At 56.5% G+C, this 20,050-nt stretch carries 18 protein-coding genes and 2 pseudogenes; 7 read left to right on the top strand and 13 right to left on the bottom strand.

All coding sequences use genetic code 11. The features are described 5' to 3' along the window. Positions 1-202: 202 nt before the first annotated feature. Genes BMZ23_RS08050 through BMZ23_RS08035 form a run of 4 tightly spaced genes read right to left on the bottom strand, consistent with a single transcriptional unit; the run spans position 203 to position 4,644 of the window. The gene (locus BMZ23_RS08050) at positions 203-1,273 is read right to left on the bottom strand and encodes an SAVED domain-containing protein (RefSeq protein WP_093475207.1); all 1,071 of its coding nucleotides are present in this window, start codon (positions 1,271-1,273) and stop codon (positions 203-205) included. After that, the gene (locus BMZ23_RS08045; RefSeq protein ID WP_093475205.1) at positions 1,270-1,734 is read right to left on the bottom strand and encodes a Mov34/MPN/PAD-1 family protein; all 465 of its coding nucleotides are present in this window, start codon (positions 1,732-1,734) and stop codon (positions 1,270-1,272) included. The genes BMZ23_RS08050 and BMZ23_RS08045 overlap by 4 nt, the downstream gene beginning before the upstream one ends. Then, complete coding sequence (locus BMZ23_RS08040; RefSeq protein ID WP_245748160.1) at positions 1,724-3,382, bottom strand: ThiF family adenylyltransferase; 1,659 nt, start codon at positions 3,380-3,382, stop codon at positions 1,724-1,726. The genes BMZ23_RS08045 and BMZ23_RS08040 overlap by 11 nt, the downstream gene beginning before the upstream one ends. Before the next feature lie 56 nt (positions 3,383-3,438). Further along, complete coding sequence (locus BMZ23_RS08035) at positions 3,439-4,644, bottom strand: nucleotidyltransferase domain-containing protein (RefSeq protein ID WP_093475201.1); 1,206 nt, start codon at positions 4,642-4,644, stop codon at positions 3,439-3,441. A gap of 313 nt (positions 4,645-4,957) precedes the next feature. Here BMZ23_RS08035 and BMZ23_RS08030 point away from each other — a divergent pair, with 313 nt between their 5' ends. Beyond that, a complete protein-coding gene (locus BMZ23_RS08030; RefSeq protein ID WP_093475198.1) occupies positions 4,958-5,287 on the top strand; it encodes a hypothetical protein in 330 nt (109 codons plus the stop codon). A gap of 97 nt (positions 5,288-5,384) precedes the next feature. Continuing rightward, a complete protein-coding gene (locus BMZ23_RS08025; RefSeq protein ID WP_093475195.1) occupies positions 5,385-6,353 on the top strand; it encodes a DUF932 domain-containing protein in 969 nt (322 codons plus the stop codon). An 86-nt stretch (positions 6,354-6,439) separates the two neighbouring features. On the opposite strand, the gene vapC is transcribed toward BMZ23_RS08025, so the two are convergent. Then, a complete protein-coding gene (gene vapC / locus BMZ23_RS08020) occupies positions 6,440-6,844 on the bottom strand; it encodes a type II toxin-antitoxin system tRNA(fMet)-specific endonuclease VapC (RefSeq protein ID WP_009408500.1) in 405 nt (134 codons plus the stop codon). Continuing rightward, on the bottom strand, positions 6,844-7,074 hold the full coding sequence (gene vapB / locus BMZ23_RS08015; RefSeq protein WP_003285520.1) for a type II toxin-antitoxin system VapB family antitoxin: 231 nt from the start codon (positions 7,072-7,074) through the stop codon (positions 6,844-6,846). The genes vapC and vapB overlap by 1 nt, the downstream gene beginning before the upstream one ends. A 156-nt stretch (positions 7,075-7,230) precedes the next feature. Between vapB and BMZ23_RS08010 the strand changes: the two genes are divergently transcribed. The 4 genes from BMZ23_RS08010 to BMZ23_RS07995 all read left to right on the top strand — a co-directional run bounded on the left by BMZ23_RS08010 (position 7,231) and on the right by BMZ23_RS07995 (position 9,969). Beyond that, positions 7,231-8,235 carry a YqaJ viral recombinase family nuclease gene (locus BMZ23_RS08010; RefSeq protein WP_093475192.1) on the top strand — a complete coding sequence of 335 codons (1,005 nt, stop codon included), beginning with the start codon at positions 7,231-7,233 and terminating at the stop codon, positions 8,233-8,235. Between the two features lie 91 nt (positions 8,236-8,326). Further along, complete coding sequence (locus BMZ23_RS08005) at positions 8,327-9,277, top strand: recombination directionality factor (RefSeq protein ID WP_093475190.1); 951 nt, start codon at positions 8,327-8,329, stop codon at positions 9,275-9,277. After that, the gene (gene radC / locus BMZ23_RS08000) at positions 9,249-9,746 is read left to right on the top strand and encodes a RadC family protein (protein WP_093475188.1); all 498 of its coding nucleotides are present in this window, start codon (positions 9,249-9,251) and stop codon (positions 9,744-9,746) included. Before BMZ23_RS08005 ends, radC begins: the two co-directional genes overlap by 29 nt. 13 nt (positions 9,747-9,759) lie before the next feature. Beyond that, a complete protein-coding gene (locus tag BMZ23_RS07995; RefSeq protein WP_177197249.1) occupies positions 9,760-9,969 on the top strand; it encodes a hypothetical protein in 210 nt (69 codons plus the stop codon). Between the two features lie 49 nt (positions 9,970-10,018). On the opposite strand, the gene BMZ23_RS07990 is transcribed toward BMZ23_RS07995, so the two are convergent. After that, the gene (locus BMZ23_RS07990; protein WP_177197248.1) at positions 10,019-11,320 is read right to left on the bottom strand and encodes an ISL3 family transposase; all 1,302 of its coding nucleotides are present in this window, start codon (positions 11,318-11,320) and stop codon (positions 10,019-10,021) included. 609 nt (positions 11,321-11,929) lie between these two features. On the opposite strand from BMZ23_RS07990, the gene BMZ23_RS07985 reads away from it, so the two are divergent. Then, positions 11,930-12,709, top strand: a complete 780-nt coding sequence (locus tag BMZ23_RS07985; RefSeq protein WP_093475184.1) for a hypothetical protein — start codon at positions 11,930-11,932, stop codon at positions 12,707-12,709. 290 nt (positions 12,710-12,999) lie between these two features. Here BMZ23_RS07985 and BMZ23_RS07980 read toward each other — a convergent pair. The 6 genes and pseudogenes from BMZ23_RS07980 to BMZ23_RS07955 all read right to left on the bottom strand — a co-directional run. Next, a pseudogene (locus tag BMZ23_RS07980) lies at positions 13,000-13,554 on the bottom strand (DUF3387 domain-containing protein); the annotation flags it as partial. Then, a pseudogene (locus BMZ23_RS07975) lies at positions 13,544-14,149 on the bottom strand (Fic family protein); the annotation flags it as partial. The pseudogenes BMZ23_RS07980 and BMZ23_RS07975, both read right to left, overlap by 11 nt. A gap of 194 nt (positions 14,150-14,343) precedes the next feature. Beyond that, positions 14,344-15,591, bottom strand: a complete 1,248-nt coding sequence (locus tag BMZ23_RS07970; protein ID WP_093475180.1) for a PDDEXK-like family protein — start codon at positions 15,589-15,591, stop codon at positions 14,344-14,346. Further along, a complete protein-coding gene (locus BMZ23_RS15180) occupies positions 15,588-16,805 on the bottom strand; it encodes a restriction endonuclease subunit S (protein WP_245748159.1) in 1,218 nt (405 codons plus the stop codon). Before BMZ23_RS15180 ends, BMZ23_RS07970 begins: the two co-directional genes overlap by 4 nt. A gap of 106 nt (positions 16,806-16,911) precedes the next feature. Next, on the bottom strand, positions 16,912-18,852 hold the full coding sequence (locus BMZ23_RS07960; RefSeq protein WP_093475176.1) for a class I SAM-dependent DNA methyltransferase: 1,941 nt from the start codon (positions 18,850-18,852) through the stop codon (positions 16,912-16,914). 377 nt (positions 18,853-19,229) lie between these two features. After that, positions 19,230-19,937: a hypothetical protein gene (locus BMZ23_RS07955; protein ID WP_093475174.1), complete on the bottom strand. Its 708-nt coding sequence runs from the start codon at positions 19,935-19,937 to the stop codon at positions 19,230-19,232. Positions 19,938-20,050: the final 113 nt, after the last annotated feature.

Below are 20,050 nucleotides of genomic sequence, written 5' to 3'. Positions count from 1 at the left end.
ACGGCCTTTGAAATATAGATAGGCCAAACTTTTATTTGTTAACTGGGCCGGACACTGATGGCGGACTGGGCAGAGTTCTGCACGAGAGAAAAATGACCATCCACAGCCAGCAACAAAGCAGCCGGTAGCAACAGGCAGAAACCTGCCAAAAGCTGCCGGTCATCACTGCCCGCCCCTCCATTATTGGCTGGAATACCCGTAGCTATCGTTGTCTCACCTCAGCCAGTGGCAACCCCGACACCGGCATTCGAACTGCCCAAGGGAATCGTTTGGGGTCACCCTGCTCAAACTGATTAACCTCGACATGCGGAAGGTTACGTTTGTCGTAGAGCGTACCTAGTCGCAATGCGAGACTCGCCGGTGCGGCCAGAAACAGAGAAATTTCGCTGACGCCCTGCCGAGCCAAGACCATCACAGTATCTAGAAACTGCTGAGCAAGCTTCTGCTGTTTCAGCTCGGACCAGTGCGAGTTGGTGTTGCGCCCATCCAACTCCATTTTGATGATCGGTACATTGGGCTCCGCAACCTGCACATCTGCGTCCAGCACATCGTACGAAGCAGACACGCAGAGTGCCACTCGCCGTATTTGTGCGTGGACCTTTTCCAGCCCGGTAACTACGAACCGCTTGCCATCATCCTCCTCAGCCAGAGTTTGCCAGTCATGCCGAGTCCGCTCCCAGTCCATAAAGAACGTTCGGGACTCATCATCAACGATCACTCCCAGTAGAAAAAGAAATGGCACCGGTGCGAGCCCACCGAGCACGAAGGAGATATCCAGCCTGTCCAACCCATCACAACGTCGAGAAATATCGTCGGCCAATCCAGCCAGACGACGTAGCGCTACGTCAGGGCTGACGATTTGGCCATCCACTAACCCTTGCCTGAGATCAACTATCACCTGTTCGCGTCGCCCAGGCACTGACCACGGAACCGCCGATGCCAAAGGTTGCCCCTGCCAATCGCGTAACCCTCTTGCCTCGATGACAATGACTTTTTTGCGGCCTTCCTCACGGATATCTCGAATGATGAGACCTAGCCCTATCAGTACGATGAGGCTTGCGATGACGAATACGCCATAGCTCAATACGCCAGTAGAGCCAGATGAGTCCCACTTCAAGACTAAGGGACCTTGGGATGTGGGAATCTCCACCCCGATCGTGAGGCCTACGAGAACTACAGCAAGAAGCGGCACCCCAATTCTTACCAGGGTCAATCCGGTTGATCGTCGCCTGAAGATCCAGTCGATGAGGGAGCGCAGGAAGTAGTTGATCAACGCTGTTCCTCCAATAAATCGACTGGCACAGGCTTAGCGTTACGACAAAACAAGGTGCAGGAGCAGGATATCCAGCGCCACCATTGCAACCTGACAATCAGTAATACCGCGAAGTCGATTCCCCTCTCCCCCTCTACCAAATCGTTCATGGATTTCACATCTTGAGTACTCGGAGTGACCGAAAATCGAGGGTGGGAGTGCCATTCTCCCAAGTAGTTGAATCGATCATATTGATGGCCCGTCTCGCGAAAGAAAGCGGCTAGAGCCTCGGCATGGGCCTCTGAATCACGGACAAAATGAGCTCGTCCGCCGGTCTGGCTGTCGATCGACAAGTCGACGACCTTAAAATGACCTGGCGCGACCTGCTCCCCCATCAGGACACCACCAATTTCGCGACTGCCCGCGGTTCTTAGCGCCTTCCGTAGCTTGTCCCTGACGCTATTCGAGATCTCAACCCGCATTGCCTGCTCCAGGGAACAGATCGGCTAGCAACTGCTTAAGCGCCTCAAGGTCACCTTCCTGCGTCTCTGTACTCCAACCATCACTAGCGCCAAGGTCGATGGGTCTAACGTCAAAGGGTGCAGTGAATACCCACCTTTCAGCCATGCCTATGAGGTAGGCCGAATAAGGAAAAATCGTTGAGCCGGGACGGGCAAGCAGATCAATGGCAAAGCGGGATAAATGCGCCGCCACAACGGATACGTCTGCGTCATCCGCAATCAAAGGCCCCCCTGAATCACCAACCTCCGAATAAGGTTGCGAGGTTCGTTCCTCAGGCCACTCGACTCCCTGGTCCGCGTACCAAGCTTCGATTCTTTGCCTGGCCGCCAATGGCGCGGGATCCAGTTCTGGCCGTGATCGCACGACAATCCCACCGGCGCCGCCGCCAAATACTTGCGCCCAACACATTGGCTTCTTGGCTCTACGTGCAATGGATGCACATAGGTTGAAAACGGTCGAATCGGCAGTGGCATCAATGATCACATCACAGTCAGCGATGTGCTTCATCGTCACGGCGGTTGCCCCACCGCTTTCTTGCCCGCCTAGGACTGTAGTTCGACTGATAACTTCACAATCAGCGCTAATTTCTTGAAGCCGGGACTCCAGGGCTCGCGACTTATGCATGCCCACCGCTCGCCAGTCGAGTTCGTTACGGACCAAATTGCCCGAGGCAAATACGTCGCCGTCTACGAGCACAAAATGCCCGACCCCCGATCGAGCCAGCTGTACTGCCACTTTAGAACCAACGGAGCCACATCCAACTACTGCGACTCTCGCTGCATTGAGACGAGCGTATGCAGGATCGAGGCGTACGCTATCAACCTCAGTTATGACCTGGTTGTATTTGATCAGCGTTCGGTTCCCTACATCGCCATAGACCATGGCGACTAGAATGTTCCCCCCCTCACAGAGGATGACCGCGTTAGTCCCGGACACCAGCAATAGCTCCTGTCCCAAGGAGCGATGGCCATGAGGCTCAAGGAGTGCGACCAGGTCATCAAGTGACTGGCACTCGATGGGTGAGCCCTCGGGTAAACGAATCACTTTACTAGCTACTGAGGTAGCACCGTAACCACGTCTCTTCGGCTCGACCCAGGCAGGCGCGTCAGCAGGACCAATACGCGCTAACTGAGCAGCCCAAACGCCAGAGAAGTAGTGCTCCTGAATTTCAGCCTCTACCACATCCCCCTCTTCGACCATCTGCAAACCGGCCCGCACTAGCTCTGAGCAGAGGAAGCGAAACGCTGCGGTTCTCACTCGCTGGGCAGGGAGCGTGCGGTGATCTGACTCCGCCGCCTGACCGGTTTCCTGCTCAACCGACAGCAAGCGGTATGCGCTTTCAATCATCATGGCGCCAGTAATTTCAGGCGACCAATTATCAGGACGGTGTTCTAGGCAGAGCTCGCCGGCCGCACCGTATTGATGCCCCGATAAACGAACCCCATCACGCGGCACAACAGAAGGCGTCGTGTCGGGAAAGAAATCGGGATAGGTCAATGTCAGCGGAATGCTCTGCTCTCCGACCTGCAGCTCGAAGTCGGCTACAAATTGCAGGTTAGCCGCGACCCGCCACGCTACGTTCGTGAGCCATGGATTTTGCTCAGCCAAGTCAGAGACTGCGGCGCGCTCGGCCTGCGCACGTCCAGGCAGCTCCACCCACCAAATCAAGCAAACCCCCTGGGTGTGGTTGGCTCCCGGGGAGTGTTCGGAAATGCCGGAGCACTTGTGGTAGCAACCGCGGCAGCGGCCGCCGCTGTGGCCGGCTGCAGCATGCTTCCAGGAGGTGGGCCGAGTCGTACGGCGGCTCTGTCCGCTACTGCACCCATATGAGGCTGGATACTTTCGATTAAGCGGCGCCGCTCTACCTGGTCCGCAAGCGTTTTGAAATCTTGGCGGGCCTGCTTCAACCATTCAAAAAATGCTGCTTGCCGCTCAGGATGCGCCGGCCACTTATCTGCGAAATTTTCGAGCGGGTCGGAAGGGTTGCGAATGATGAAGTGCTGCCCATCAGGCTCGATGAACTGGTCCATTCGCGAAAGGATCGAGTAGAGAGCAGCGGCAATCGTTTCTTCGCCGTTGTAAGCATGAGCAGCCAGAGTGGTGATAATGATCGAGATAGGCCGCTCCTCGTACCGATCTTCGAACATGCCATCACGATGGCGCTTCAAGATCATGATTGCAGACTGGAGAGGAGTCTTAACTTTGTAGTCTGGAATATCCTCCACACTGGCCTTTATGGATTCTGCCACCATCTGCCTGCGCCGCTCGAAGAGCTCTCCCATGCGTTGCTTGAACCACTCGGCATACCCTTTCGGGTTAGAGCGCGGCCAGTCATCCGAGAGCTGCTCATACACAGGCGACTCGATATCGGTGATGACCATTGCCGTTTCAGACCACTTCAAGTCCAGTCCACGAGCCTCAAGCAACAGGCGCTGACGGGTTGCGTTGGGCACAGAAGGCACAATGTCCATATGGAACTGAGCCCCATCCGCATAGTCCAGAATCCAGCAACGCCGACCTTCCCGAACGGGCTTAACCATGTTTTGTGCAACGCGGTAGGCTTTAATCTCCTTGCCGACCAGCGCCTTCAGTTGGCTCTGAGTGAGATCTGTCGTTCCTAAGTTGCGAAGCAAGCAAACGGAGTCGACGTCGTACTCTTCCTCATCGTTCAAAGGACGGATCGCCGTACCCAGCAGGAACGACCCTTGCACATATACCTGCGGGTCGTATTGAGCCACGGTTGAGTCTGCACGGTGGAGCCAGACTCCGAGTGCCCCATAGCTCCGGCTTGCCTGTTCATAGCGCGACTCACTAATTGCAAGCTCTTCTGCTAATGCAGCGAGAAAGTCTTCTGCAGCCTTCGTCGGCATATTCCAATCCTCCCTAATTTGACCCGCTCAACACTATCAAAACGCCATCAACCATTAGAAGCGCAGTGGTGTTTGGCTGTCCAGTCTGGCAAATATGAAGCTGGGAATGGTATGCCACGACTATAGGAGGAGTCGTCGCTTTACTGCCTCTGGCCGTCAGTCACGGTCGATATCTGCCACGAATGAATGCCCGCTTTTGGCCGACTCCAGCCTGTTCGCACTCAGTTAGCGCTGCTGCAAAGCAGCCATTCGATTCGAAAAAATCTCAGCAACACATTACCGCAGTGACATCACCACCAAGGAGGATCCTCCCATGTCATTGCAGTGCCCTCGCTGTCACTCCCCCAAAGTCGCTTCATTCTATCACGCCATGAAAGCCGGCGCGGCCATCGGCGCTGTCGGAGGCCTCGCACGTGGCGTCAGCGCTGCTCTGGCAGGCGGCAAGGCCGGTGCAGCACTCGGCCTAATCGCCGGGCCTGTCGGCATCACACTCGGCTCGGTATCCGGTGCCATTCTCGGCGGGCTGGCCGGAGGCGTCGGCGGCTGTGCGATTGGCGCTCAGCTCGGCGAATCGCTCGATCGCCATGTACTGGCCCACAACCTCTGCCTGCTCTGCGGTCATCGCTTCAACCTGCCGGCCTGATCCGGGCACCGTTCCCCTCTTACTTATCCATCACTGATTGCCGGTGCTGCGCTCTGCGTGGCGCTTTATGCCGGCCCGCACCCAAAGGAAATTCGTCATGGCTCATCAAATCGAACAAATGGCCTACGTTGGCTCTACTCCGTGGCACGGCCTGGGCAACAACCTGCCGCAGAAACAGCCCATCGAAGTCTGGCAACGCGAAGCCGGTATGGACTGGCAGATCCTGGAAAGCCCCGTGCATTTCAAGTCGGATGCCATCGGTCATCTCGGCGCGATCCACTCATTCCCCGAGCAGAAGGTGCTCTACCGTTCGGACACCAAGGCACCGCTGTCGGTGGTCTCGCAGCGTTATCACACTGTGCAGCCTCGGGAAGTGCTCGAATTTTATCGTGACCTGACCGAGGTCTCCGGCTACGAGCTGGAAACTGCTGGCGTGCTCAAGGGCGGGCGCAAGTTCTGGGCGCTGGCACGGACCGGCCAGGGTGCAGCGATCAAAGGTAACGACCAGGTGAATGGCTATTTGCTGCTGGCCACTTCCTGCGACGGCACCCTCGCTACCACCGCAACGCCCACCACCATCCGCGTAGTCTGCAACAACACACTGACTATCGCCCTGGACGGCACCAGCCGTGCGATCAAGGTGCCGCACAGCACCCGCTTCGATGGTGAGCTGGTGAAGAAGCAGCTTGGTGTCGCCGTCTCGCAATGGGACGACTTCATGTACCGCATGCGCCACTTGGCGGAACGCAAGGTGCAGTGGCATGAGGCACTGGGCTTCTTTATGAACGTGATGTGTGAGACCAGCCCGACCGGTCCGCTTCCTGAACAGCTGCCGAACGAGCGCGCTCTGCGCAAAGTGCAGGAGCTGTACGAAGGTCGTGGTCGTGGTAGCCAGCTGGACTCCGCACGAGGCACTGCCTGGGGCCTGCTCAATGCCGTCACCGAGTACGTCGATCACGAACGCCGGGCGCGCAGCACTGAGTATCGATTGGACTCTGCCTGGTTCGGCCAGGGCGCGCAGATCAAGCAACGCGCGCTGGACGCAGCACTGCAGCTCGCCGCTTAAGCTGATGCGGCATAAACACAACCCCTGATCGCCACAAGGGTGATCAGGGGTTGTTCAGCTGCTCTGCATTAAATGATCGCCCTTAATCAGGCGTTCACCCAATCCTCGACGCGCAAACCTGGGACTCGCTCGAACTCACGAAGATTATTCGTGACCAGAATCAGTCCCTGGGCACGTGCGTGTCCTGCAATCATCTGATCATACGGGCCAATAGGCTTGCCGATACGAGCCAACTCAGCTCGCAATTGCCCGGAATGAGCCGCTGCCTGAGCGTCGTAAGGCAGTACTTCCAAGCGCGCAGCGAAACCTTCAACGTCCGCCAGATTACGCTCGGGATTAGCGGACTTCTCGGCGCCGTAAATAAGCTCCATCAGGGTGACAGTGCTGATGCTCAGCTGCCCTGAATGGCGCTTGAAGGCTTCCCGCACCTGCTCAGGACGATTCTTGATCGTGAAAATGCAGATGTTGGTATCAAGCATGTACTTCAGCATCAGAACGCATCTCGCTCTTGATCTGCAGGCTGCTCGCGATCCGCCATGTAGTCAGCGGTCACACCTTCGCCATCGAACCAGACGTCCCAGGCCTCGCCTGCCGGCGTGATGATTCGGGCTCGACCAACTACCACTACATCCACCCGCTTCACATCCTCAGGCAGCGCAACCGCCTTGGGCAAACGCACCGCCTGACTGCGGTTGCTCTGAAAAACTGCACCTTGTTCCATGGAAACCTCCTGGGGATATGCCTTACGTATAGCCCATTGTGCCAATCAAGCGGGATATGTCAAAGGCATATCCCTAACTAGCCATCCACCTACCACCATAAACGCCCGGTCAGCCTTGTGCTGGCTGGGCGTTTTTATGCCTGCAGGAGAAACATGATGAAAGCTACTTCATTGAACCGCAGCACCAGCAAATCCCGCCCGGCTCTGCGCCTGGTCAGCACCAAGGAACTGCCACGCGAGGACTGGCTGCAAATCCGCAAGCAAGGTATTGGCAGCTCGGATGCAGCTGCAGCCGTAGGACTCAACCCCTACAAGTCGCAGCTGGAACTCTGGATGGAGAAAACCGGTCGTGATGCTGGCATGCCCAAGGCTGATCCTCAGGATGAGGAAAGCCCGATGTACTGGGGCAACGTGTTGGAGCCTATCGTGGCCTGGCACTACAGCAAGCGCACGAAGAATAAGGTACGCCGCATCAACGCCGTGCTGCAGCACCCGGATCCAGAGCTGCCCTGGATGCTGGCCAACATCGACCGCGAGGTGATCGGGGCCGACGATGTGCAGATCCTAGAATGCAAGACAGCCGGTATAAACGGGGCTCGCCTCTGGAAAGAGGGCGTGCCGGAGTATGTCCAGCTACAAGTAATGCACCAACTCGCGGTCACCGGCAAGCAGGCCGCAGATGTGGCTGTGCTGCTCGGTGGCCAGACGCTGGAGATCCACCGTATCGAGCGGGACGAGCAGATGATTGCTCGCCTGATCGAACTGGAGCGCAAGTTCTGGTACTACGTCGAGACCGACACACCGCCGCCTGCTGATGGCAGCGCTTCGGCTGAGGTGGCGCTGCGCTGCCTTTATCCGCAGGACAACGGCCAGGTCGTCGACTTCAGCGGCCATGCCGGACTGGCCGCTGCCTTCATTGAGTTGAAGGCCGTTCGCCAGTCGATTGCCGACAAGGAAAAACGCGAGGCCGAGCTCAAGCAGATGCTGCAGCAGGCCATGGGCGATGCCAGTCGGGCGGAGTTTTCCAATGGCTACGTCAGTTGGCGCAAAGCCAAGGACAGCATCGGTCTCGATGTCGCTCAACTGCTCAAAGACAAGCCGCACCTGCAGGCCAAGTACCCACTGCTGAAACCAGGTACACGGCGCTTCCTGGTCGGCTGAAACCCTACTACTCCACCCCTTCCCTCCCCTTGGCCAGTCCGTGCAGTTCGCGCTGCGTGGCTGGCCTTTTTTCATTTCCAGGAGACTCACCATGCTCAAAGGTCTGGCTATCACCCCGCCGGTACTCGGGCGGATTTCCATCGGCAAGGTCATCGAGAAGAACGGCAAGCGACTGCCGGAGAAAGATGACCAGTTCACCATCACATCCCAGGTGCAAGGCAGGGATGGCTGGCTGCTTCATCCGCTCAACGATGAGCTGCGCGAAGGTAAGGACGACAAGCTGCGCAGCATTCCGGTACGCCTACTGTTCAACGAACCGGAGCTGAATTTCCGAGCCGACTACACCCTGTTCGATCGGCAATCTGGTCGGCCGGTTTGCGTCGGCAATGGCGAAACCTGCAAGCGGGTTACCCAGGACGGCATGCAGTCGTTGCCTTGTCCGTCACCTGATGCTTGCCCCTTGGCAAAAGGCGGCGCCTGCAAGCCCTATGGTCGACTTAACGTGGTCATTGGCGATGAGGATCCGCTGGGCAGCTTCGTGTTCCGCACCACCGGTTTCAACAGCATCCGCACCCTGGCCGCTCGCCTGCATTACTTCCAGGCTATCTCAGGCAACCGCCTGGCCTGCCTGCCGCTGGAACTGCGTCTGCGTGGCAAGTCGACACGCCAGAGCCATGGCACGCCGATCTTTTACGCCGACCTGACGGTACGCAGCGGCATGGATATGGCTGAAGCGCTTGTGACCGCCAATGAACTCGATTCGAGGCGCCAGGCTGCCGGATTCAATCAGACCGCATTGGATGATGCGGCACGACGCGGATTCGGCAACGGTGCCTTCGAGGACAGCGAGGAGGATGTCAGCTCCATCGTGGAAGAGTTCTACACCGAGGGTGAAGCGCCGGCTGCAGCAACGACCTCTCCACCCAATGCAACCAAACCCAGCCTGGCTGAAAAACTTGAGGCACAAGCTGCGCGTCAAAACTCACCAACTGATCAAGACCAAGGAGGCCGTCATGCGCCTGCACAAGCTGAAAGCCAGTGACACGACCGGCACCTATCTGGTCGATTCGCCGGTGACGGAAAACGACATCCTGCTGATGGCCAAACAGCTGGCCAGCCTGCGTCTGCGCAAAGGACGTGCCCTGACGTCACCTAAGGAAGTGTTCAGTCACCTACAAGCACTGCTGGCCGGATACGAGCATGAGGTGTTCGCCCTGCTCATGCTCGACAGCCAACATCGGATAATCGCTTTCACGGAATTGTTTCGCGGCACGCTGGATAGCGCCAGCGTTTATCCAAGGGAAATCGTCAAGGCTGTCCTGGAGCACAACGCGGCAGCAACCATACTGGTTCACAACCACCCTTCCGGTGATCCGGAACCCAGCCAATCGGATCTCACCCTGACCCACAAATTGCGGGAGGCTCTGAACCTGGTCGGAGTGCGAACCCTGGACCATATCGTGGTGGGCCACGAGGGCTGCGTATCCCTGGCTGATCGAGGCTACCTGTGAGGAGAACACGATAATGAAACTGCTACGCACCTTTGCCGCCGTACTCACATTCGCCGGTATTCTCGCGGGCTGCCTGGCCCTTCTCTTGATGGTCCTTCTGATGGCGCGCTTTCCACCACTGCTGATCGGATTACTGTTGGCGTGCTGGATTTATTGCCGCCTCGTGAAGGCATTGGCTCCCGGAACAGCAGCAAGAGAGCCTACCAGTGCGCTAGCGAAGTAACTACTATCCCGAGCTTCTTGAACTTGCAAACTTAACTGGCTCTTCGCATTTAAGGGTGTAGCTGATTTCTAAACCCTCCTGACTTCAGCAAGCACCTGGCTATGTAGTGGGTTAAATTTCTAAAGCCCAGGGCGGTGCCTCGCAAGTGTTCAAGTCGTCCGTTGATAGCTTCTGTTGGACCGTTGCTGGTTCCTGGCCGGTCGAAGTAGGCAAGGATGCTCTGGGCGTATTTTTTCAGCGTTTTCCCCAAGCCTTTCACCTCAATGAGCGCTTTGGGCAAGTCGCTGGCTGTAATGATATTTATAACCTCTTGCATGAGCTTTTCGCAGCGCCCTCGATCCGGCTCGTTGTAGGCGCTGACCACCCGTTGGTACATGCTCCAGGTGCAATCCACTTCGAGGTGGCGCTCATCTGCAAACAGCTGGAACAGCTGCTTTTTGTTGGCGTCAAACAGGTAGCTGATCCGGGTCAGTAGCGTTCGACGACTTTTGTAGAGCGGGTCGTTTTTACGCCCTCTGCGGCCCAGGATGTCGTGTTGCACACGCCGGCGGCATTCATCCAGCATGTTGCTTGCCCAGCGCGCGACATGGAAAGGATCCAGCACGGTTTGGGCTTGAGGCAGGGCTTCTTGCGCCGCAGATTTAAACCCTGTGAAACCGTCCATGGCAATGCTTTCGATCTGGTCACGCCAAGCCCTGGGACGATTGTTCAGCCATTGCTTAAAGACTTGTTTGGAGCGGCCTTCCAGCACATCGAGCAAGCGGGCCGGCCCAGTTTTGTTACGCACGGGTGTAAGGTCAACCACGATGGTGACGTATTTGTCACCAAGGCGTGTGTGTCGCCAGACATGCTCATCCACACCCAGCACGGTCACACCGTCAAACCGCTTCGGATCATTAAAAAGCAGACGCTGACCTTCGTTGATAATGGCGCTATTTGCGGTGTGCCAGGCAACGTCCAGATGGTTCGCAACGCGGGATACCGACAAGTCATCCAGCACGATGGCAACCAGTGCCCAGCGTATCGCCCCATGGGAAAGCTTTGAGCGTGGCGGCGCAGCGCTGCTGGTGTCTTCGTGCCAGAAACAGCCGCAAGCACAACGCCAGCGACGAATACGCAGCAGCAATCTGGTTGGCCGTTGCCCGTAAGGTGTGTGAGCAAGATGACTATCGACAGTACCGCGTGAAACACCAGCAGCCCCGCACTTGGGGCATGGTTCGGGTGCTTTGGTGAAACGACATTCGATGACGGCACGTTCTGCGCAAAGGTGCTGTCCAGTGGCAGTCAGGCCGAGGTTATTCAGTTGGCAAAAGCTGGAAAGGTCAGGGCTGGAAAAGGTAAGATTGTTCACGTTGGGGGCTTAGTTTTTGTTTGTGTTGGAACTTACATTTTCCAAGTTCCCCGACTCCTTTTCCAGCTGGCCAGATTTTTTCTACACCCTTAAATGCGAAGAGCCACTTAACTCGATAGGGAACATAACGATGAACAGAAAATGTCCTATATAAAACTCCAGCCATGCCTTATTAAGAATGCCGCAAGAGGGCTGATCCGCTTGACCAGATTATTGCATGGCGTAACCGAGAATGAATGGAATCTACACGATGGCAGCATCCCGACTGCTATTATAGGCATTTGGGCTGAAGTCGCCCCCTGACCCAGAAGCCTTGCAGGCAGCAGTGTTAATTTTACGTACTAATGGAATCTAACAGGCCTACCCATCTACGAAACTGATCACGAAATCGACATGACCACATAACTGGAAATTATAAAAACTCTGAAAAAGCCGTCATTCCCGCACAGATGGTAATCAATGGCCCACGAACTGTCTGAGTCCCCGCCTCAGCGGGAGCGACGAGAGGAGGCTTTTTCAGACTATCCTTAGGATCACCTAAAAAAAACAATAAACTCAAGACTTGCACAAATATACATAAAACCATAGACAACAAAACAGGAAGTCATCATGAAAAAAATCTTCTATGCGTTAGTCTTCACCATGTCATTTGTCGGAATTATTGTCAGCAACAACGCATTTGCACTCAACAATGCGATCTTGGGGTTACGTGATTTCACAGACCTTGATGCACTACCTGAAGCAATGACTTGCCGGAAAATAATTCAAGGTCAATATGGTCACATCACGTGCCGCCTTGGATTCCCCGATGAAACTCGTGTACTTTGGGACTCGCAGCGAGGTGCCAATGTTCGTATCTTTACATTCCAAAACGCAAACTGTGTCGATGGAGAGTGTTATATCGATAATCGACAGGTTGGTTATTGGAATGGGGAATTAAAACCTGCAATTCCATTCGGATACTTTATCCAAACAACCTCCGACGGAATGCCGGTCGTGTATCGTCATGACAAATACCAAGAATACAGCAGTCAGAACCTGTCGTATGTTCAGGTCGGAGATCTGCTGCATAAATGGTTACGTCGCACTGGAAGGGATGAAGAAGGCGCTAACCGCATTGTAGGGGCGTTCTACGAAGGTGGTGTCGATAAATACCTTCAAGATAAGAAGGGTGGCAATAAACCCTCAGCCATCACAAAAGTAACCGAAGCCTGGTGTAACCCTCGCATGGATGATGAATGTTATATCAACAACGAACCCGTATCGATTGATGACCTTCACAAATACCTACCCTACGTCGACGAAGATAAAGTCGATGCAGCTGGTGGTACTTGTGACTACCCAATTTGTTACGACAAGAACCATAAACCAGTCGGCTTACGTCGCTGACCCCCTCAACAAGTAACTGCCATAGTTAAACTTGCCGATATCGCCGCTCAATAACCCCCCGGCCCCGCTGGGGGATTTATTATAGCCGCTAAAAAGAGCATGCCCTTGTTTTCGGACATAAGTAAAAAAATGAAGCGACAATGGGAAGAATTTATTTAGAGTACTGTTCAGTCGCTGGCCGGTTCGAGCCTGTCACACCTGGTCGGATACGTCCAACAGATGCCAGCAGCAGCAAATAAATCTGGCTTGAGGCGCTTGGTCAAACAGCGATCCTTGCTTGTTCTCCATCGTTACATCCACGCCTCACAAAGCGTCTCAGCCTGCATCAGCACCAGCTGGGCCGCCTCCTCCTGCTGATCCGGTGGATATTTATATTTACGAAGAATGCGTTTAACCAGCAGCCGCAGCTTAGCGCGCACGCTGTCGCGGTTGCTCCAATCCACCGTTACGTTCTGCCGAAGGCTGTCGGTGAGCTCGTGGGCAATCTTGGCGAGAATCTCGTCACCCAGCTCGCGCACCGAAGCTTCGTTATTAGCCAGGGCATCGTAGAAGGCCAGCTCATCATCATTCAGGCCCAGTTCATCACCGCGCTTGCTGGCAGCAGCGAACTTCTTGGCCATCTCGATCAATTCTTCGATGACCTGGGCAGTTTCGATGGAGCGGTTCTGGTAGCGCTTGATCACGCTGTCGAGCAGCTCGGAGAACTTCTTCTCCTGGGCCAGGTTACTGGCGAACTTGCTCTTGATCTCACCTTCCAGCAGGCGCTCCAGCAGCTCAACGGCTAGGTTCTTCTCTGGCAGGTTGCGCACCTCGGCGAGGAACTCGTCATCCAGCAGGCCGATATTGGCTGAGGATCAGCGTCTGCCACAGTCGCCCCATGCGCCCGTTGCCGTCGGCGAACGGATGGATAAATTCAAACTCGTAATGGAACACACAACTGGCAATCAGCGGATGCCAATCAGTTGAGCCGAGCCAATTCAGCAAGTCTTGCACCAAGGAAGCAACACGGCTGACCGGTGGAGCCATATGCAGCAAACGCCCCTCGCGGTAAATCCCCACTCCGCCCTGACGATAGCGGCCGGCGTCGTCGATCAAACCCTGCATCAGCAACCCGTGGGCCGCTAACAGGTCATCTTGGCTATCGGGGCGCCAGCCATGCATGGCGTCATAGGTGGCAAAGGCATTGCGAACTTCCTGAATCTCACGCGGAAGGCCCATTACCCGTTTGCCATCTAGCAGTGCAGTTACCTGTTCGACGCTCAGGGTGTTGTTCTCAATGGCCAGCGAGGCCTGAATGGTGCGAATGCGATTGCCGCGGCGCAGCTGCGGCGTCAGCGCGCCATCACGCTGGGCAGATAGCAACCCGACTTGCTCGCTGATCTCGGCAACCAGCGCCAGCATGTGCGGTGTCACAGTTAACGGTGGCTGGTAATGGCTCATCTGCTCAGTTCCATGGGTGCCCGGGTGGTCGCGACATGCCGCAAGGGAGATTGCAGCAGCATCGACATCCAGCAGTCGATCACTATCTAAGTCAAAAGGGAAATCAGCGTCTTTGGCGTTGCCTTATCCCAAAGGTCCAACCACTTCGAATCCAGAGGCCTAGCTTTACTTGAAACTAACTATTCATCTGTTTTTTAACGCTCACGCAGGCACATCGCATCGTGCGCACCGGCCAGCGCTTGCTGGGTTTTAAGCGCGAGTTGAACGATGCGCTTAACAAAGCCCTGCTCGCTGTGATCCTGCATGCTCAGCCATGGCTCAGCAGCCGTCGCCCAGTTGCGTTCGTTGTCGTGCAATACGCTGGCGCGAATAACCGCGTTGGGTATCCAGGGCCACGCGAGCAAACTTTTAGTGCCGGGGCCAAAGGCGCTATCCATGGCGGCAGCTACAATCTCGGCGTCGGTTTGGTTCAGTTCGATCTTGGCGTTGTCGCGGCAAATGCCCCACACCAGCGCGTTTAACCGTGCAGCACCGAACTCAAAGCGCAGCTGCAGTTGATGCGCCTTGTGCAGCTTTACGCCAAAGCCGGCGCAAGCGAGCCCGCTGGACAGCGGTTGGTCTTCCCATGCCAAACCCAAGCTATGCGCTGCAAGGGCGTTTTCCAGGCTGCGTTTGAACTCGGCTAGCAGCTGGGCTTTTACCTGTTCGATGGACTGCGCCACTTTGAGTGCGGCTTCCAGGTGTTCCGGCTTTTGCAGGATCACCGCCTTGATTTGTTCGGCCTCGCTCACGTCACTTTCTCCATTAACCTGCTGGCGCACGTAGGCGCTGAGGGCTTCTACAAACAGCCGCACTTTAGGGGCGCGGGTGTGGCAGGCGCTGTCATCCAGCCATTCGGCAATCCGTAAAAAATCCAGGCGCAAGAAGTTGCCGGTTTGCTCCAGCGCCTTGCGCTGATCCTCGCTCAAACTGGCTTCGGAAGGGTCCCAGTTGCAGGCATATACCAGCAGCCACTGCCCACCTCGGGCCGACAGCTGCAGAAAGCGCGCGTAGTCTTCGAGCTGCTTGTCCTGGTCGGCGGCCCACGGCTTGTTTTCGATGCCGATCACGCCACCGCGAAACTCAAGGTAAATATCGAGGAAGCGGCCGCTGTGGGTGCGTTGTTCCAGCTCAACGCGCAGCAGATCCTGCGGCTGAAAACCGGGTTGCCCCAGGCGTTGCAGTAAGCCGCGCAAAAACAGTTCGCCCTGGCCGTGCACGCCTTTTGTATCCAACAACAGGCCGAGGTAGCGCGACAGTGCCACCTCGTTATTGCGCAGGTGATCCACCAGGTTAAAGTCCGGGGCCAACTCAGCGGCGTAACGCTGTTTGGCTTCGGCCAGGGATGCCGCACGAATACGCACGGCATCGAGCAGATCGATAATGGTGGCCGGGGTGCTCATGTCAGCGCCTCACTCATAGACTGCTCTGCGTCGGGCAAGCGCAGTTGGCCGGAGATTAGGCGGGGTAAGAGGGTATCGCGCAGCAGGCCGAGGGTTTGGGCTTGCTTATGGTTCGCCGTAATTGATTTCTGAATAGGCATGACAAAATCAGAAAATGCATTTGCCACTGACTCTGTAGGAAGCGCCAGAAGAAACCTTCCCAGCATGTCGTTCTGGATTCGCTGCCTACCGCTGGTGCCGGACATGCATTGAACAGCGAAATCGCGGAACTGTGTGTGCCTAGCCAGCAAATAGCCGTGGTACTCAGGCAGAGGTGCTTTAGGGCGCAGCACTATGAACTCAGTTGATCCCCACCCATTTTGACCATCATCCAAAAAGTCTACGAAGGCCGACTTACCGTTCTCTAAGCAGGGCGTGATGCGAGCCAACAGCGTGTCGCCGTTAGTGAACTTGGCACCTGAGCCCATTTCGCGTTGAACATATGCTTCCGAGCAGTGCCCACTGGTGGGTGCACTGGACATATCGAGATAAGGGGCGACTTCGCCTTTCTTTAACTTACGCGCCGGATTCATTTCGTAGGCGTCAGCCAAGGCAGCCCACCGCCACCCCTTCGGCACCAAGCCCAGTTCGGACTCTTCGAAGCTATCGGGGAACAGGGCGGCGGTGGCGGCGTCCATGCCTTCCGGCTGCCGGCCTTCGGCCTTGGCGAGCACGGTGTCGAAATCGACGAACCAGGATTTGAACAGCGCTTGGGCGATCGCTTCCAGGGTGGCGTTGGTTTCGCGTAGCAGGGTGATGCGATCGTCGAGAGCCCCAAGAAGCTCAGCAATTGCGACTTGCAGCGAGAGCGGCGGCAAAGTAATGGGGACAACCGAAAGAATTCCTGTATTCAGGTTGGGCATCGTGGCACCGACGGCATGCCGTATCAGCCACTCCTTCGTATCAGGTAGTCGTAAGCAGTAAGAAATAAACTTGGCATCAGCAATTCTCTGATCACCCAGCCGAACTTTGAGGCAACCAGTCCCACAGAGCCAGCCGACCTCATGCTCTCGCACCAAAGCATTCTTCGTAACATCACCACGGCGGCTGAAAACTATGTCGTCCAACTGCAGCTTGTGCTGCTGAAGTCTTTCGACATCCTCCTGCCCAATTCGCGCAATTCCTTCAGTTGCTATACCACCGTCGCCGATATTTGTCGGCATCACGACGGGCACGCCTAGTTCCTTGTAATCCGATGTGTGTAATTGACTACCAAAAGGGCCTGTCTGAATCGCTCCACCCTGGGCGCTGCATATCGCTCCGAGGGTAGTTGGTATCCACTCAGAACTCATACCCCAGCCCCCCCAGCTTCTGCCGGATCAACTGGTCGAGCTCCGCGCCCTTCTGCATCTGCTCACCCAGCTGTTTGGTCAGCCGCTGCATCTTCTCGGCAAAGGCTTCGTCGTCATCCTCTACCTCTTCGGCACCGACATAACGGCCCGGCGTCAGCACATGGCCATGCTCGGCGATTTCGGCCAGTTTGACGCTGCGGCAGAAGCCAGCGATGTCCTGGTATTCGGCAATCTCACCGCCCACATCCAGCGGCTCGCCGCGCCAGTTGGCGACGGTTTGCGCGATGCGTTCGATATCGGCATCAGTCAGTTCGATCTGCACGCGGCTGACGCTGGTGCCGAGTTTGCGCGCGTCGATAAACAGCACTTCGCCGGGGCGGGCGGCTTTCTGTTTGGCGAGGAACCACAAGCAAGCGGGAATCTGCGTGTTAAAGAACAGCTGGCCGGGCAGCGCGACCATCACTTCCACCACGTCGGCTTCGACCATGGCTCTGCGGATATCGCCTTCGCTGTTCTGGCTGGAGCTCATAGAGCCGTTGGCCAGCACGATACCGGCGCGGCCATTGGGCTTGAGGTGGTAGAGCATGTGTTGCAGCCAGGCGTAGTTGGCGTTGCCTTGCGGCGGCGTGCCATACACCCAGCGCGGGTCACCTTCCAGGCTGCCATGCCACCAGTCGCTGATATTGAACGGCGGGTTGGCCAGCACAAAGTCGGCACGCAGATCTGAGTGCTGGTTGCGAACAAAGGTGTCGGCCGGCTCTTTGCCTAGATTGAAATCGATGCCGCGAATGGCCAGGTTCATTGCCGCCAAGCGCCAGGTGGTGGGGTTGGCTTCCTGGCCATAGATGGACACATCGCCCAGCTTGCCGCCGTGGGCTTCGATAAATTTCTCGGACTGCACAAACATACCGCCCGAACCGCAGCAGGGGTCATACACCTTGCCGTGGTGCGGGTTAAGCACCGCCACCAGGCTTTTCACGATGCTGGCTGGCGTGTAGAACTGCCCGCCGCGCTTGCCTTCGGCGCTGGCGAACTGACCGAGGAAGTATTCATACACCTGGCCGAGCAGGTCGCGGGCTTTGCTGGTGTCGTCACCAAAGCCGATGGTGGAGATCAAATCCACCAGCTCACCGAGCTTGCCATCCGGCAACTGGGCGCGGGCGTAGCGTTTGTCGAGGATGTTTTTCAGCCGTGGGTTTTCTGCCTCGATAGCGGCCAGGGCATCGTCGATACGCTTGCCGATATCCACCTGCTTGGCCGCGGCGCGGATCGACTCCCAGCGCGCCACTTCCGGCACCCAGAACACGTTGACCTCGCGGTAGTAGTCGCGGTCTTCCAGCTCGGCGTTGAGGGCTTCCGGGTCACTGCCGTCAAGGGCGTGAGCACCCAGGTAGTAGTCGTCGTTTTCATCCAGCAGCTTGTGCGTAAGCTCCTCGCGACGGCCGGCAAAACTGTCGGAGATGTACTTGAGGAAGATCAGCCCGAGCACGATGTGCTTGTACTCGGCGGCGTCCATATTGGCGCGCAGCTTGTCAGCGGTGGCCCAGAGGGTTTTCTCCATGGCCTCAATGCTGGTGGCTTGCTGCTTGGGCGCTTTGGCCTTTTTCACCGCTGCGGCGGCTTGCACCACATAACCGGCAGAGACCTCTTCGGTACTTACCGGTGCCATACGTTCACGGGCCTTGTTCAACACCTGATCCGCCAGGCTGCTGCCGGATGCTTGCGCGCGCAATACCGAACCACCGCGGCCACGGCCTTTGACCAGCACGCCCTGCTCGATCAGCGCATCGCGGGCTGCCCAGAGCTGCTCTTCACTGATCTCCGGCAACTGCGCCTTTAGCCGCTCAAACAAGGTTTGATTGCCAATGCTGCTGCCATCTACCGGCACTGCGGCCAGCAGGGCTTCGCCAAGTTGGGCTAAACCACTCATACAACACTCCTCAATACGCGCTGCATATTGGCGGCGCGCCGATGCTAAAAACGGTGATGGCAAAGGGCGTGGGGGATGGCTGTGTGACGCGTATTGGGCTGTGTGCCAATACGATTGGAGAGGCCATCCCTGGGATACCGCGGCCTGCCATGCTGTGATGCTCGTCACCTTATCCACTGGCCGCACAGGGGTAAAGCCATAGCCAATAGTTTCTGTCAGTGCGGCCAGTTTCCCCGCCCAGCAATACGCAGCGTTTAAGCCAGGCAGCCTCTTCTTTGGCACTTTGCCAAGGCTAGTTTGAGTGAAGCCCTGCTCCTCCAGCTTTAAGGCAAGAGGCATAGCGGCCTCTTACCCATTAAGCCCAAGGGTTTTAGGGGTCAGTCGCTTGCCTGGGCAAAATTGCCCTCAATCGCTCGATGAGTCATCGACGGGATATCCAACACCGGGAGCGCGTCCATCATCTGCGCCCCAGGCCCATCTTCGTACTCAATGGCCTCGCTGGCGTAACTGGTAATCCAGATCTTTCTTTTGCCTAGCGACAGTTCAAAACCCGAGTCGCCCTCAATCGCTTTCGGCAACGCCCAGCCCGTCTTTTGCAGGGCGGTCACGCTGATAATCAGGTGGCCTAGATAGGGGTTATTCAGAAAAAGCTCTTCATGCAGCCAGGGCCAGAACACGGTGTCGCCCTGGTTCGGCCCAACAGTTTCCGGGCTGGATGCCTGCCACCCTTTGTACTCGCGCGCCTCGCTTAATGAGTCGTAAGGGTGGGAGTGAAAGGTGCCCACTACCTCAAGATGAGGCCAGTAGCGCGTGACAAACTCCATTTTCATGCGCAGTGAGCCCAGGTCGGGCTTGGCCGAGCCTTTGGTCACCAGGGCCGATGTTTCAACAGTGGCGGTTGTCACGATAATCCGCGGGGGGCGATTGCCCCGCTCGGGGGTCATATACCCCCAAAGCAGGCCAAAGGTTTCCAGTTTGTCTTCTTTCTTTCGCGGGCTCGTGCGCCCAATTTCGTAGGCCTCCAATGCAGAGGTGATCAACTGTGGCACTGCATGGTCTTCAACGGTAATGTTCAAAGGTTTCATCGCATTCCCTTCCTGCGTACTGAATCACACCGGGTTTTATGGAGGCCATTTCGTTTAAGTCAGGCAGCCATGGCCTGACCGGTGTGTTGCTGGTAGAAGTTTGCCTCAGCTTC

The organism is Halopseudomonas yangmingensis, assembly GCF_900114825.1.
In the GTDB taxonomy this organism is placed as follows: Bacteria; Pseudomonadota; Gammaproteobacteria; order Pseudomonadales; family Pseudomonadaceae; genus Halopseudomonas; species Halopseudomonas yangmingensis.
Note: the sequence above shows the minus strand (reverse complement) of the source record. Positions and strands in the feature narration are given on the sequence as shown.